This is a genomic window from Nannocystis pusilla (genome assembly GCF_026626665.1).
Lineage (GTDB): Bacteria > Myxococcota_A > Polyangia > Nannocystales > Nannocystaceae > Nannocystis > Nannocystis pusilla.
Window position 1 is genome coordinate 1,075,594 of record NZ_JAPNKE010000002.1, and the last position, 14,168, is coordinate 1,089,761.

11 protein-coding genes and 3 pseudogenes are annotated in these 14,168 nt (G+C 73.6%); 8 read left to right on the forward strand and 6 right to left on the reverse strand.

Features of this window, described 5'->3' with window-relative positions:
* Window positions 1-16 precede the first annotated feature (16 nt).
* The 6 genes and pseudogenes from OV079_RS04815 to OV079_RS57275 all read left to right on the forward strand — a co-directional run bounded on the left by OV079_RS04815 (window position 17) and on the right by OV079_RS57275 (window position 5,943).
* Window positions 17-502 carry a hypothetical protein gene (locus OV079_RS04815; RefSeq protein WP_267766510.1) on the forward strand — a complete coding sequence of 162 codons (486 nt, stop codon included), beginning with the start codon at window positions 17-19 and terminating at the stop codon, window positions 500-502.
* Window positions 480-731 (forward strand): hypothetical protein, encoded by a 252-nt coding sequence (locus tag OV079_RS04820; RefSeq protein WP_267766511.1) that lies wholly within the window; start codon window positions 480-482, stop codon window positions 729-731. The genes OV079_RS04815 and OV079_RS04820 overlap by 23 nt, the downstream gene beginning before the upstream one ends.
* A 177-nt stretch (window positions 732-908) precedes the next feature.
* Window positions 909-3,668, forward strand: coding sequence for a serine/threonine-protein kinase (locus OV079_RS04825; RefSeq protein ID WP_267766512.1), 2,760 nt, complete (start codon window positions 909-911; stop codon window positions 3,666-3,668).
* A gap of 26 nt (window positions 3,669-3,694) precedes the next feature.
* Window positions 3,695-4,453, forward strand: a complete 759-nt coding sequence (locus OV079_RS04830) for an RluA family pseudouridine synthase (protein WP_267766513.1) — start codon at window positions 3,695-3,697, stop codon at window positions 4,451-4,453.
* Window positions 4,454-4,526: 73 nt separating this feature from the next.
* On the forward strand, window positions 4,527-4,874 hold the full coding sequence (locus OV079_RS04835) for a hypothetical protein (RefSeq protein ID WP_267766514.1): 348 nt from the start codon (window positions 4,527-4,529) through the stop codon (window positions 4,872-4,874).
* Window positions 4,875-4,939: 65 nt separating this feature from the next.
* Window positions 4,940-5,943, forward strand: a pseudogene (locus tag OV079_RS57275) (NADP-dependent oxidoreductase).
* Window positions 5,944-6,026: 83 nt separating this feature from the next.
* Here the strand turns inward: OV079_RS57275 and OV079_RS04850 are convergent.
* Both OV079_RS04850 and OV079_RS04855 read right to left on the reverse strand, forming a co-directional pair.
* Window positions 6,027-6,698: a metallophosphoesterase family protein gene (locus OV079_RS04850; RefSeq protein WP_267766517.1), complete on the reverse strand. Its 672-nt coding sequence runs from the start codon at window positions 6,696-6,698 to the stop codon at window positions 6,027-6,029.
* A gap of 4 nt (window positions 6,699-6,702) precedes the next feature.
* Window positions 6,703-6,834, reverse strand: coding sequence for a hypothetical protein (locus tag OV079_RS04855; protein ID WP_267766520.1), 132 nt, complete (start codon window positions 6,832-6,834; stop codon window positions 6,703-6,705).
* An 817-nt stretch (window positions 6,835-7,651) separates the two neighbouring features.
* Here OV079_RS04855 and OV079_RS04860 point away from each other — a divergent pair.
* A complete protein-coding gene (locus OV079_RS04860) occupies window positions 7,652-8,095 on the forward strand; it encodes a low-density lipoprotein receptor class A repeat-containing protein (protein WP_267766521.1) in 444 nt (147 codons plus the stop codon).
* Window positions 8,096-8,153: 58 nt separating this feature from the next.
* Here OV079_RS04860 and OV079_RS04865 read toward each other — a convergent pair whose 3' ends face one another.
* The 4 genes and pseudogenes from OV079_RS04865 to OV079_RS04880 all read right to left on the reverse strand — a co-directional run bounded on the left by OV079_RS04865 (window position 8,154) and on the right by OV079_RS04880 (window position 13,693).
* Window positions 8,154-9,575: a sensor histidine kinase gene (locus OV079_RS04865; protein WP_267766522.1), complete on the reverse strand. Its 1,422-nt coding sequence runs from the start codon at window positions 9,573-9,575 to the stop codon at window positions 8,154-8,156.
* A gap of 94 nt (window positions 9,576-9,669) precedes the next feature.
* The gene (locus OV079_RS04870) at window positions 9,670-9,858 is read right to left on the reverse strand and encodes an FIST C-terminal domain-containing protein (RefSeq protein WP_267766523.1); all 189 of its coding nucleotides are present in this window, start codon (window positions 9,856-9,858) and stop codon (window positions 9,670-9,672) included.
* 88 nt (window positions 9,859-9,946) lie between these two features.
* Window positions 9,947-10,813: pseudogene (locus OV079_RS57280) on the reverse strand (FIST signal transduction protein); the annotation flags it as partial.
* 114 nt (window positions 10,814-10,927) lie between these two features.
* Window positions 10,928-13,693 (reverse strand): hypothetical protein, encoded by a 2,766-nt coding sequence (locus OV079_RS04880; RefSeq protein ID WP_267766525.1) that lies wholly within the window; start codon window positions 13,691-13,693, stop codon window positions 10,928-10,930.
* A gap of 58 nt (window positions 13,694-13,751) precedes the next feature.
* Between OV079_RS04880 and OV079_RS57285 the strand changes: the two are divergent.
* Window positions 13,752-14,159: pseudogene (locus tag OV079_RS57285) on the forward strand (SOS response-associated peptidase); the annotation flags it as partial.
* Window positions 14,160-14,168 lie beyond the last annotated feature (9 nt).

Consider the following 14,168-nt stretch of genomic DNA (forward strand, 5'->3'; position numbering starts at 1 on the left):
CGCGGGGAGGGTCGTCGTGGCGGTCGTGCGCGAGGATGTGATCGCCTGGCTCAGCCGGCTCGGCCCCGCCGAGCTGCAGGAGCTGATCCTCGAGCTCGAGGACCGCTGGGGGATGGAGCCGGTCTACTCCGAGCCGGAGTACGTGTTCATGGGCGCGGCGCCCTACGACCCGATCGAGGGGAGCGTGCCCGAGTTCGAGGTCGTGCTGCTGTGGGCCGGGCCGCACCGGGTGCAGACGATGAAGGCGCTGCGCGAGGCGGTGCCGAGGCTCAGCCTGGCCGAGGTGATGGTGATGGCCGACCAGACCCCGAGCGTGGTCATGCGCGGGGTCCACGGCGAGGTGCACGCGCTGCGGCGCGCGCTCGAAGCTGGGCGCGAAGGTCGAGATCCGCTAGGAGCGCGCGATGCCGCCGGTCCGCAGCCTCCGCCTCGAGTTCGCCTGCGACGAGGACTGGCACGCGTTCGCCGGCGACGCGAAGGTGCGCCGGTGCGAGACGTGTAGGACGGAGGTCCACGACCTGTCGGCGCTGACACGCAGCGAGGCGACCGCGCTGTTCCGCAGCCCGCCCGCGAGCGGCCTGTGCGTCCGCTACCAGCAGGACAAGATGGGGCGGATCCTGTTCCGCTCGGAGACGCGACCCGGACAGCGGGTGTGGCAGCGCTTCGTGCCGCCGGCGGCCTGTGCCGCTGCGCCCGCGGACGCCGGCGAGGACGCGCGTCCGGGCGATTGAGGCGCGCTGCGGCCGCGGCGACGGGTTATAGTGCGAGGCCGTGAGCGGCTCGGGCGACGAGCGGTCCGACGAGGCCCTGGGCGCATCGGCGCCGACCCTGCGCCTCGGGCTGCAGCAGGACGAATCGACGCAGCCGCCGCCGCCGCGCTCAGTCGCAAGGGACATGTTCGCAAGGACATGCCCAAAGAGCCAGTCATGCCGGCGCGGATCGGCCGCTTCGCCATCGAGGCGCGGCTCGGCGCCGGCGGGATGGGGGTGGTCTACAAGGCCGAGGACCGCCACCTCGGGCGCAAGATCGCCATCAAGCTGCTGCGCGCGTCCGACGACGGCGGCGACGGGGCCACCCAGCTGCTGCGCGAGGCGCAGGCGCTGGCCCGCCTCGACCACCCGAACGTGGTGGCGGTCCACGAGGTCGGGGTGCTCGCCGACGAAGTGTTCGTGGCGATGGAGTTCATCGAGGGCGAGACGCTGCGCAAGTGGATGGCGCGCGGCGGGCCGCGCCCGTGGCAGGAGGTGACCGCGGCGTTCGTGCAGGCGGGACGCGGGCTGGCGGCGGCCCACCGCGCCGAGTTGGTCCACCGCGACTTCAAGCCGGAGAACGCGATGATCGACGTGCACGGGCGCGTGCGCGTGCTCGACTTCGGTCTGGCGCGCGCGGCGGGGATCGGGCCGCCGTCGTCGCTGATCGCCCGGATCTTGCACACGGGCGCCCCGGGGCCGCAGACGTCGATGATCGCCGGGACGCCGCCCTACATGGCGCCGGAGCAGCACCTCGGGCTGCCGTGCGACGCCCGCTCGGACCAGTTCAGCTTCTGCGTGGCGTTCTACGAGGCGCTGTTCGGGGTGCGGCCGTTCCCCGACGGCGACCCGGCGCAGCGGTTCCAGGCGGTCATGGCCTGCGAGCTGCGCCGGCCGCCGAAGCCCGCGAAGGTGCCGAAGTTCCTGCGCGCGGCGCTGGCCCGCGGCCTGGCGGCGGTGCCGAGCCACCGCCACGAGTCGATGGACGCGCTGCTGCGCGCGATCACCGAGGCGCCGCGGCTGCGGCGGCGGCGACTGGTGGCCGCGGCGCTGGTGCTGCTGCTGGCGATCGTGGGCGGCCTGGGGTTCTCGCTGTGGCGCGAGACGCACGGCGAGTGCGAGGGCCACGCGGACCGGGTCGCGCGCCTGTGGGCCGAGCGCCAGGGGCCGCTGCGCGCGGCGATAACCGGCGTCGGGGCGCCGTACGCCGACGAGGCCTGGCAGACGCTGGCGGCGGCGATGACGGCCCGCGCCGACCGCTGGGGCGAGCTGTACCTGGCCGCCTGCGAGGCCTACGAGTCGGCGGCGCCGGAGGAGCAGCCGGCGCTGGTCGGGCGCATGACCTGTCTCAGCGGACAGGCGCGCGAGATCGCGGCGATGCTGACGGCCCTGGCCGAAGAGCCAGACTCGGCGGCGCGCCACGCGGTGAAGGCGGAGGGCCAGCTCGAGCCGGTGGCGGCCTGCGTCGACGTCGCCGGTCTGCCGGCGTGGCTGCGCGACACCGACGTCCACCGGACGATGCGCGGCGAGGAGGTCCGCCGCTGGCTGGCCGAGATCAAGACCGCCAACGAGGTCGGCCGCTACAAGCCGGCGCTGGCGCGCGCCGAGGTGGTGCTGGCGGCCGCGCGCGAGCTCGGCGACGCGGCGCTGGTGGCCGAGGCGCTGCTGCGGATCGGCAACCTCCAGCGCTCGCTGGCCGACTACGAGCGGGCCGCGACGACGCTCGGCGACGCTTATTTTATGGCCCTCGGGACAGGTGCGACCGAGGTCGCCGCCGAGGCCGCCAGCGCCCTGCTGGTGATCGACGGCTACCACCGCCGCGACCCGGGCCGGGCGGCGCTGTGGGAGCGCAGCGCCGCGGCCCTGCTGCAGCGCGCGGCCGATCGGCCGCGGATCGCGGCGGCCTTCTACAACAACCGCGCGGTGGTCCGCGCCGCCGAGGGCCGCCACGACGAGGCCGCCGCCGACTACCGGCGCGCGCTGGCGATCTACGAGGCCGAGGACGTGGCCGACAACCCGAAGGTCGCGCTGGTGCTCGGCAACATGAGCCGGGTCGAGTTCCTGCGCGGCGACCTGGCGGCGGCGGCCGAGCACCTCGAGGGCTCGCTGGCGATCCGCGAGGCGCGGTTCGGCAAGGACCACCCGGAGGTGGCGATCGGCCGCAGCAACCTGGCGATCGTGCTGACCGAGGTCGGCGAGCTCGAGCGCGCGGCGGGGCTGCTGCGGCGAGCGCTGGCGACCGAGGAGACGCTGTACGGGCCGCGCCACGTCAAGCTGGCGCCGACGCTCGACAACCTGGCCAAGACGCTGGCGCGCCAGGCCCAGTGGGCCGACGCGGGCCAGCTGTCGCAGCGGGCGCTGGCCCTGCTGACGGGGGGCGAGCGCGCCGACGCGGCGGCGATCGCCGACGTGCGCGCGGGCATCGGCGCGGCGCTGGCCTGGCAGGGCCGCTTCGAGGAGGCGCTGGTCGAGCTGCGGCAGGCGCTGGCGCTGCGCGAGCAGGACCGCGGGGCCGACCACCCCGACACCGACCTGGCGCGCGCCGAGCTGGCCGAGGTGCTGCTGCTGGCCGGCGACGCCGAGGCGGCCGAGGCGACGCTGCCTCGCCCGCGCCTGGGGGCCACGCCGGCGCAGGCCGCCGCGGTGCAGGCGCTGCGCGGGCGGGTGCTGCTGGCCCGCGGCTACCCCGAGCTGGCCGAACCACTGTTGACGCAGGCGCTGCCGCTGCTGCCGGCCCCGCTGGCGCGCGGGCGGGCCCGCCTGGCGCTGGCGAAGATCCACGCGGCCCGCGGCGAGGCGGACGCGGCGACGCTGGCCGGCCAGGCCCAGGCCGATCTGCAGGCGGCCGGCGCCGCGTTCGAGCGCGAGCGCGCGGCCGCGGCCGAGCTGCGCGGGGGCGGGGCGGCGACAGGCGGATGACGACCGAGCGATCGGGTACTTCGGACATGTCGCAAGAGACATTGCTTTCGGGGCAGCAGGGATTCATCCTCCACCGCGACGAGGACCTGCTGATCGTCGCCAAGCCGGCGGGGCTGGTGGTCCACCGCGGCTGGGCCGACGACGAGGTGGCGCTCCTCGACCTCGCGCGCGAGGCCGTGGGCGCCTACGTGTACCCGGTCCACCGCCTCGATCGCGGGGCCAGCGGCGCGCTGGCGTTCGCCCTCCACTCGGCGGGGGCGCGGGCGCTGCAGGAGGTCTGGACCTCGGGACAGGTCGAGAAGCGCTACCTGGCGCTGGTGCGCGGCAACCCGCCCGCGGCGGTGACGATCGATCACCCGATCCCCCGCGCCGAGGACGGGCCGCGCGTGCCGGCGGTGACGGAGGTGACGACTCTGGCCCGCGCCGGCCGCTACGCGCTGGTGGAGGCCCGGCCGCTGACGGGACGGCTGCACCAGATCCGGCGCCACCTCAAGCACATCAGCTGCCCCTTGATCGGCGACGTGCGCTACGGCAAGGGCGAGCACAACCGGCTGTTCCGCGAGCGCCACGACCTGCACCGGCTGGCGCTGCACGCGTGGTCGCTGGCGCTGCCGCACCCGCGCACGGGCGCCCCGATCCGCGTGGTCGCCCCGTTGCCGCCCGATTTGGCGGGCGCGCTCGCGGGCCTCGGGATCACGCTCGAGCTGGACGCCGACGCGGGCCCACGGGCGCGAGCGGCGAGTGACGAGGCCGACATCCGGCGCGCTCCCGACCGCGAGGGTTGATCCACCGCGCATGGCGGGGCGCACACCGGGGGGCGGCGCTGGCAGCGACCGGGGCCCATGCCATGAAGTCGTCGTGACGAAGTCGATTCGAGTCTTCTACGGCAAGGAGCACGGCCTCATCGGGCGCAAGCGCCTGGACTTCAAGTGGGGCATCCATCCGCCGATCACGCCGCTCTCGATCGTCCACGTGTCGGCCGCGGAGGCGACCGAACACGGGGCGGGCTACGTGATCGGCCCCAACGGCGACGCGCTGCAGGAGTTCATCTTCTCGCTCGGCGACGCGGACGTGTGGGTGTCGAACGTGTCGCCGCACTCGGGCGGGGTGGCGTTCATCCTCCACGTGGCCGCGGCCGGGCCCGTCGACGTGGTGGTGACGATCACGGTCGAGGACGGCATGCCCCAACAATTCCGGGCGACCTGAGGGCTGCGGGCATGGCTCGCGGTCCGGCCTCGGGGTGCGTACACTCGCCGGCCATGACCACGACCATGCGAGCCTACGTGATGACGCGCTACGGCGGCCCCGCGGCGGCCGAGCTGCGCGAGGTGCCGGTGCCGGAGCCGAAGGCGGGCGAGCTGCGGATCCGCGTCCACGCGGCGGGCCTCAACCCGGTCGACTTCAAGATCCGCGAGGGCAAGCTGCGGGTCATCCGGCGCTACCCGCTGCCGATCGTGATGGGCAACGAATTGGCCGGGGTGGTCGAGGCGTGCGGGCCGGGGGCGAAGCAGTTCGCGCCCGGCGACCGCGTGTTCGCGCGGGTCGACAAGGACGCGCTGGGGGCGTTCGCCGAGTACGCGTGCGTGCCCGAGTCGCTGGTGGCGAAGATGCCGGCGCGGCTCGACTTCACCGCCGCGGCCGCGGTGCCGCTCGCCGGGCTGACCGCCCTGCAGGCGCTGCGCGACGAGCTGCACGCGGGGCCGGGCAGCGCCTGTTCATCCCCGGCGGGGCCGGCGGGGTCGGCACGTTCGCGCTGCAGCTGGCCAAGCGGTTCGGCGCGACCGTGGCGACCACGGCCTCTCCGCGCGGCGAGGCGCTGGTCCGCCGCCTCGGCGCCGACGTGATCGTCGATTACACCAAGGAGGCGTTCGAGACGGCGCTGAAGGACTACGACGGGGCCTTCGACCTGGTCGGCGGCGACACGCTGGCGCGCTCGTTCGCGGTGGTGAAGCCCGGCGGGCTGGTGGTGTCGCTCGCCGGGGCGCCGGAGCCGACGACCGCGCGCAAGGACCTCGGCCGCCCCGGGCTCGTGCCGCTGTTCTGGCTGGCGAGCCTGGGGCCGCGCCTGCGCGGGCTCGGCCGCAAGGTCCGCTACCGCTACCTGTTCATGCACCCGAGCGGCTCGGACCTGGCCGACCTGGCGCGCCGCATCGACGACGGCGCGATCGAGGTGGTGATCGACCGCATCGTCCCGTTCGCGCAGATCGGCGAGGCGTTCGCGCACCTCGAGTCCGGCCACGCGAAGGGCAAGATCGTGGTGCGCATGCTCGATTGACGGCGGTGCTCTTTCGAGCATGCTCGGAGGAGCATGTCCAGGAGGACATGGCTGAGAGGCCATGTCCTAGCGAGCATGTCCGATCAGCGGTCGACGCGCTCGAGCAGGACGGCGCGGGCGTCGACGTTCAGCACCTGGGTGCCGCCGGGGAGTTCGGCGAGGGGGTCGTGCCAGTGGGAGTGGCCGCAGACCACGAGGGCGCCGCGGCCGTCGACGGCGTCGCGCACGTCGGGGTTGCCGAACCGGCGCGGGCCGGCGTCGGGGCCCTCGTGGAGGACGAGCAGGTGCGGCCGCGCGGGCAAGAGGCGGCGGACGGCGGCCACGAACTCGTCGGGCGGGCGTCGGTTGGGCTTGCCGGAGCGCCCGCAGATCCCGCCGACGCCGGCGATCCGCAGGTCGTCGAGCTCGACCTGGCGGCCGTCGAGGAGGTGGACGCCGGGCTCGCGGACGAAGCGGGCCTGCTCGCTCGGCTTGCCGAACAGGTCGTGGTTGCCGGCGACGCCGCTGACCCAGCGGAAGCGGGCGGCGAAGGCCCGCCAGACGTCGCGGACATCGCCGGTGGCGCCCAGGCGATCGGCGGCGGGGGCGGCGTAGAGGTCGCCCGCGAGGACGACGCCGGTGAAGGCGGGGTCGGGCACGGAGTCGAGCTCGGCCAGGGTGGCGTACTCCTCGGCGAGGGCCTCGCCGAGCAGCCGCAGCGCGCCGCCGGCCTCGTTCAGCGCGGTCCGCCCCTGCAGGTCGGAGGTGACGAGCAAGGCGTCAAGCTGCGCCGGCAACTCGTCGACGCGCGCGCAGCAGCGGGAGCTCGCGCGTCTGGCTGCCCCCGCGCGGGGCGGCGTCGAGGTACGCGAGCACGTGCAGCGGCTCGCTGTCGATCTGCACGATCCGCACCCGGGCAGAGTAACCGCGTCGGCCTCGCGCTTCCAGGGAGGGCGGCGCGCGCGGTTTCGGTCGCCCGGAGGTCGAGCCTTCGTCATGACTGTTTCGCCATGTCCGTGAGGACATGTCGATTCGTGCAGATCGAAAAGGCGCCGGGGCCCGCGGATCCGGAGGCGAGACGTGTCTCGTCGGACATGTCCTCGACCTCGCGCCGAGGCGCGGGGCCGGCGACGCTCTCGCGTCGCGCCGGGTCGGGGCCGCACGGGGCCGCGATAAGATGTCCTTGGGGACATCTTGCCGCGCCCGGCCTGCGGCGCGGCGCGTCACTCCGCGAGCCGGGCCGCGCGCGCTCGCAGCCAGGGGCGCAGGGCTGCCGGCTCGCGCGGGACCTGACTGAAAGGCGAAGCGGTGGATCTCGCCCTCCTCGCACGTCACGAGCGCGCCGTCGGGCCAGGCGCGCGAAGCCCCGCGTCCGCCACAGCGGGGGTGGCGGTCAGGCTGGCGAGCTCCCAGGCCTGCATGAAATCGCCGACGGCGCCGAACAGCAGGTCGCCGTCGGGCGCAGCCTGCCGTCGTGATAGGTTGGCGGGATGAAACACTATGATCGACGTATTGCGAGGCTCTGCGTGGGGAGCGTGCTGCTGCTCGGTTGTCCCGAGATCGACAAGGGCGACACCGAAGGCTCGGGCGGGTCGACGACGGGCGGCGTGACAAGCTCGTCGACGGGGCCGACCGGGGGGAGAGCACGACGGACACGCCGACGACCGGTGGGTCCTCGTCGACCGGCGAAGCGCCTGCGAGCGCCTGCGAGCGGTACTCGGCGGCCGACATGGCAGATATTGCGAGCTTCTGCGCGTGCGCCGTCGAGGTCGGACGGTATGCCGAGATCGAGGCGTGCGTCACCGCCAACAGCGACAGCTCGGAAAGCGATTGCTTCTGCCAGATCGAGGCGATGGGTTCGGCTCACGCGGAGTACGTCGCGTGCCTCGCCGAGGCGGTCGAGGGTTATACCGCGTGTGTCGCGCCGCTGACTTGCGACGAGCAGATCGATCTGGGGCCGCAGGAGAATGAGTGCTTCGGGGCGTTCCTCGACGCCAATCACGTCTGCTACAAGCTCTCCACGGAGGCCGTCCTGGCCGAGGAGGCCTGCCTCGACGTGGGTCCGCCGTTCATGTGCAATTCGGGCGAGCCGATCCCGAACACGTATGTGTGTGACGGCGACGACGATTGTGAAGACAAGTCCGACGAGTCGGATGGGTTGTGCAACCCCTGAGATGACGGGCGCGGGCGCCTCGCATGTGTCCCGAAGGACTTGGAGCGCCCGCCACGGATCAGCGCAGCGGCAGGCGGACGGTGAAGCAGGAGCCGCGGCCCGGGGCGCTGTAGACGGCGATCGTGCCGCCGAGGAGGGTGCACAGGCCGCGGCACAGCGTCAGGCCGAGGCCGGTGCCGCCGGCGCGGCGGGCCAGGTGGGGGTCGACCTGGCGGTAGGGCTCGAACAGCTGCGCGCATTGCTCCTCGGTCATGCCGACGCCGGTGTCGGCGACCGCGAGGTGGAACCACGACGTCCCGCTCGGGTCGGTCTGGCGCGCGGCCGCGATCGTGATCGTGCCGGCGTGGGTGAACTTGGAGGCGTTGCTGATCAGGTTGAACAGGATCTGGCGCACCAGGGTCGGGTCGGTCTCGACGTCGGCGAGGTCGCCGGCGAGGTCGAGGCAGGCGACGTTGTTGCGCCGGTCCATCAGCGGCTTCAGCAGATCGGCGGAGTCGCGGATCAGCGCCCCGAGGTCGAAGCGCTCGTTGAGCACGGGCATGCGGCCGGCCTCGACCTTCGACAGGTCGAGGATGTTGTTGATGAGGCCGAGCAGGTGCTCGCCGGCCTGGCGGATCCGGACGATGTCGCCGCGCACGTCGTCGGCGCCCTCCTCCTCGAGGATCTCGTCGACGAGGTCGGCGTAGCCGAGGATCGCGTTGAGCGGGGTCCGCAGCTCGTGGCTCATGCTGGCCAGGAAGGCGCTCTTGGCCCGGCTCGCGCCCTCGGCGGCGTCGCGCGCGTGGGCCACCGCCTCGTCGGCGCGCAGGCGGGCGAGCACCCGGCCGATCTCGGCGCCGATGGTCGCCATCGCCAGCATCAACGCGGTCGCGGTGCCCTCGCCGGCGGTGCCGAAGAACTCGACGACGGCGATCACCTGGCCGCCGACGACCACCGGCAGGGCCGCGCCGCCGCGCAGGCCGAGCGCCGCGGCGCGCTCGATCCACGGCGCCTCGAGGCGGGCCCGCAGGTCGGGCGCCCACACCGGCTTGCCGTGGCGCAGCGCGTCGAGGCCGAGCGCGGTCGGCTCGCCGTCGACGAGCAGGCCGATGAACTCGACGGCGAGGCGGTCGGCGACGTGCCAGCGGCTGCTCCCGCCGATCGCGGGGGTCAGGCGCGCGAGCGACCACCCCGAGGCCGCGCAGACCTTGTGCATGCAGATCCGGTAGACGTCGGTCTCGGTGTGGGCCTCGTTGGCCGCGATCGTGATGCTCGAGATCATCGCCAGCAGCGCGTTCTTCTGCAGGACCTCGCGCGTGCTGACCTTGTGGACCCGCTCGAGGTTGGCGATCCGCTGCTCGGAGCGGTCGACGTCGACCCGCAGCTCGGTCAGCTCGCGCTCGACCTGGCGGGCCCGGTTGGCGGCGCGTCGCAGGTTGCGGGCGCTGTCCCGCAGGCGCGACAGCAGGACCCGGCCGGGGCCGGCATGTACTTGGGACATGTCCCGCAGCGCTCGACGTGCTCGAGCAGCTCGTCGTCGCCGAGGACGGGCAGGTCAGGCCGTTCGAACACGCAGTCGCAGTCGATCATGGCCTTCAACCCTCGATGACGACCGCGGTGAAGGTGGCGTCGTGCTGCTCGGTCTGCCCGGCCACCGGCGCCAGCTCGCCGTAGGTGTAGAAGCCGACGCGGACGAGGTCGGGCGGCAGGCGCGAGTAGGCGGCGGCGACCTCTTCCTTGTAGCGGGCGCCGAGGACCATCTTGCGCGAGAAGCAGTCGAACACCAGCGCGATCCGGCCGCCCGGCGGCGCGGCCGAGCTCGGCCGCGGCCTCGGAGGCGCTGTGGATCAGGTCGTCCTTGGTGGCGCGGAGCATGCGGATCTCGGCGCCCTCGGGGATCTCGCGGGTGCACCGCAAGCCGCCGCGGACCTCGTCGACGCCGCACACGGCCCGCACGACTTGCACCGCCGCGTCGTCGCCGATCCACGGCCGGCCCGGCAGGCCGACGATGCCGAGCGGGAACTCGATGCCCGCGGTCTTGAGGTCGCGATCCTGGGCGCCGAGGTACTCGCGATAGAGGTTGAGCGCGGGCTGGCCGTCGAGCTCGAGCACGAGGCGGTCGCGCTCGACGCGGGTGCAGCGGCGCGTGGCTCCGATCGGCTCCCAGCCGCCGCGCGCGACGGTGGCGTGGCGCACCGGGCCCGCGAGCGCGAGGCCGACGACGGCGCCCGCAAACACGTCACGCCCGCAAAACTCGCGCGTGTGCGCGAAGCGAGCGTCGTCGGCCGCGAGGCCGCCGATGATCGGGAAGTCGGGGCCGAGCACCGATTGTGCGCCCCGCAACACGGCGGCGCTGTCGAGGCGCACGCCGTCGGCGAGCAGCAAGAGCAGCGCGGCCTCCCGCTCGCGCGCCTGCTCGCCCAGCGCCCGCCCGACGGAGAGGCTGTCGCCGCTCGCGCGGGTGGCGTAGAGGGCGTGCGCGTCGAGGTCGCGGGTGCGCACGCCCAGCGCGGTCACGGAGCCGCTGACGGCCCCCTCGTGGCCGATCTCGGCGAAGCTGGTACAGCCGACGAGCTGCACGCGCGGCGTGAGGCGGCGGTGGAGACCGGCGAGCAGGCGGTGCGGTTCGTAGGTGGGGGCGGCGAATAGGAGGACGACGTCGGGCGAGGCTCCGAGCGCGTCGTTCGATCGGCCGCGAGGTCGCGGCCGGCCTGATACGGATCGTCGTGGGTGATCGATGCGGTCGTCGCGGTGAGCATAAGAGCGGGACCGACGGCGATGTTAACGCAGGCCGGCCGGGGCGCACGCACAACGGCCGCCGGACGGCTCAGATGACCCACACGCGAAGGATCGTCAGCGGGCCGCGCGGCGGTCCGCGGGGTGCACCGCCGGATCGAGCGTCACGACCCATAGACCACGCACCCGTGCGAGGTCGACCACGCCGTCTTCACCGGACGCACCGGCGCCGAGGTGCAGCTCACTGCCCCCGCCTTCGCGGTCGAGTTCGACGCCGATCAGAACGCCGTGACCAGCCTCGGCGATATGGACCGAGAGCGCCTGAAACGGGCAGCGCCCGCGCCCGCGGCCGGACGGCACGAGGCGCGCGAAGCTGTGACCCCAAGGCGCGAGCAACTGGCCGTAGACGCGCGCGAACCCGGGGATGAGGACGCTCTGAAACAGGAAGTAGGCGCGCAGGTTCTCGGTGCTATAGACCTGGACCCGCGCCACACCGAGCGCGGCGTAGCGCTGGCGCAGACGATGCGCGAGCTCGGCGTCGACGAATTCGGCGACGATCCGCAGGTGCGGGGCGGCCGGCTCGCTGCGCGTCAGCAGGGCGTCGAGCGTCATGAGGGTCTGGGCGCCGCGGGCGTCGCTGTCCTGCCCCGCGCTCGAGAGGATGTAGACGAGGTCAGATTGCGAGACGTGGCCGAAGCCGCCGGGCAGCTCGACGAATTGCAGCGGCGAGGTGGTGTCGCCGACGACGATCTGCACCCGGCCGATCGGCGGGCCGCCGTCGCGCGGCGCGTAATGGTGGGAGAAGTCCCCGTCCGGCCGCGGGGCCAGGGCGCCGTGGTAGCCGCGGAGCAGGTGCCTCTGGACCATGTCCCGATGGACATTGATGCGATCGAGCGCGGCCCGCCGCTCGGCCTCGGTCGGCACGAGCACGAGGATCTCGGCGGCCGGCTCGGCCAGGATCAGCGCCTCGCACAGGGCGATGGTCACCGGGCGGAAGCCGCAGACGAGCACCCTCCGCAGCGGCAGGTGCGGCTCGACGCCGAACTCCGGCGCGCCGGCGGCGGCCTGCCGTGCGGCGACATTCTGGTCTTCGGACCAGGCGGTCACCTCGGGCTCGCGCCGCAGCGCCTCGGAGAACTCGCGCACGTGGGCGAAGCTGGGGGCCAGGGCGATGAAGCCGTTGCAGGTGGGGGCGATGGCCCCGGGCGGCCGCGGGTCGCCGCCGATCACGACCCCGAGGTCGGGCATGCCGAGCTCGTCGACCTCCTCGTACAGGAGGCCGATCGGGACCAGGCGCTGCCGCGGCGGCAACACCCGCGCCCGCTGCGTCAATCGCTGCATCGCCGCCTGCGGCTCCGCGGGCAGCTGCGGCGGAGTCTCGCAGTTGTAGCTGAGCTCGGGCAGGTCGAAGAAGCAGGTGTAGATCTCGTGGCCGGTGCAGGTCAAAAGCTCCGCGAGCAACGGACCTATCCCGGCGGTGCGGCCGACGCAGGCGAGGAACAGGGCGATCATGCGATCGACGACGACGATGAAGGCCCGCAGCTCGCCGCCGCCGGAGGCCAGCGCGGCCCAGGCGGCCGGGACGTTGCGCTCGTCGAGGATCTCGGCGATGAGCAGCTTGCCGCGCCCGCGCTGGTGGGTGAGGTGGCCGTCGGTGACGCGGCCTGTCCGTCGGGACCTGGTCTTTTGGACCTGTATGTTCGACCCGGTGACGGCGCCCTCCTCGGGGTCGGCGGGGCTCGGGTCGCGCAGGCCCTCGACGATCGCCAGCGAGGCGCGGATCGTCTCGGCGTCGGGCTCGGCGGCGGCGGTGTCGGCCAGCAGGACGACCCGCTGGGCCAGGGCGATGTCGGCGCGGTGCATGAACGCCTCGTCGTTGGCGCTGCCGTGGCGGTAGACGATCCGCGCCAGCTCGCTGCGGCGCAGGAAGTCGGGCCGATCGGGGCTGGTGCCGACGACGACGTAGCGCGGGCCCATCAGCGCCCGCCGTAGATTGTCGAGCAGCAGCGCGAACCACCAGCGCGACAGCGGCCGCACGTCCTGCGGCAGGAGCTTCTGGTAGTACCGCATCAGCTCCTCGAGCAGCTGCCGCGTGGCGGCGGTGATGTTGACGATCACCGTGTGCCCGTGCAGCCCCGGCGGCCTCAGCTGGCTCAGCTCCATCATCTCGCGCACGACGTCGCTGCCGAGGCCGATAAGGAAGCTGACGAGGAACAGGCCGGCGACGGTCAGCCACAGGCTGACGATGACGACGCCCGTGGCCGTCGGCGCGGTCATCATGTTGCCGGGGTCCTGGATCTGCCGGAACGCCCACCACAGCTTGGTGAAGAAGTTGCGGTCGTCGCGGTCGATTTGGCCGTCCTCGTCGTAGTCGACGCCGCGGTCGTCGAATTCGCTCTGCTGCAGGAACAGGGCGCCGGCGAACGACAGCAGGCCGACGATCATCGCCATGACGACGACCTGCCGCGCCCGCTCGCGCCGCAACATGACGGTCCGCAGGTCCCGCATCAGCGGGGCCCAGTAGCCGAGCAAGACGACGAACCGCAGCAGGCGGAGGCTCCGCATCCACGGCGAGGCCCGCGGGTCGATCGGCAAGAAGCTGACGAGGGCGACGAGGTCGAGGGCCAGCAGCGCGAGCGCCCCGGGCCGCGGCCAGCGCCAACCTCGCTGCCGCGGGTCGTCGTCGGTCTCGCGCCGCACGGCCAGCAGGAGCCGCAGCGAGAACTCGAGCGCGAACAGGCCCAGCAGTAACGGCTCGTACTGCTTGACCCACGGCTCGGGGATCAGGCTGAAGATGATCGCGGCGCTGAGCAGCAGCCTCACGCCGGCGCTGCTCAGGATCCGGCCGAGCCGCGTGAGCGCGGCGGAGGTCCTGTCCGGCACGCGGAGAAAGATAACTGAGGGACTGGCCGAAGGGGCGGTCCCGCGCGACACTGACGACATGTGCGGCCGCTACACGCTGACGACCCCCGACCTCGAGGCGCTCGCGCGCGTGGTGCAGGCGGAGATCTCGCCGCAGCTGCGCGCCGAGTACCGCCCGCGCTACAACATCGCGCCGACGCAGCCGATGGCGATCGTGTGCGAGGAGCCCGAGGAGGGCCGCCGCCTCGATCTCGGCGTGTGGGGCCTCCACCTCGCGGGCGGCCGCCCGGGCGCGCAGATCAACGTGCGCGCGGAGTCGGCCGCGACGGCGCCGAGCTCGCGCGAGGTGTTCGCGCGCGGCCGCTGCGGGGTGCTGGCCGACGGATTCTACGAGTGGTCAGGCCCGAAGGAGCACCGCCGGCCGCACTGGTTCCACACGCCGAACGGCCGCCTGATCGTGTTCGCCGGCATCTACACGGACGTGCGCGACGAGCAG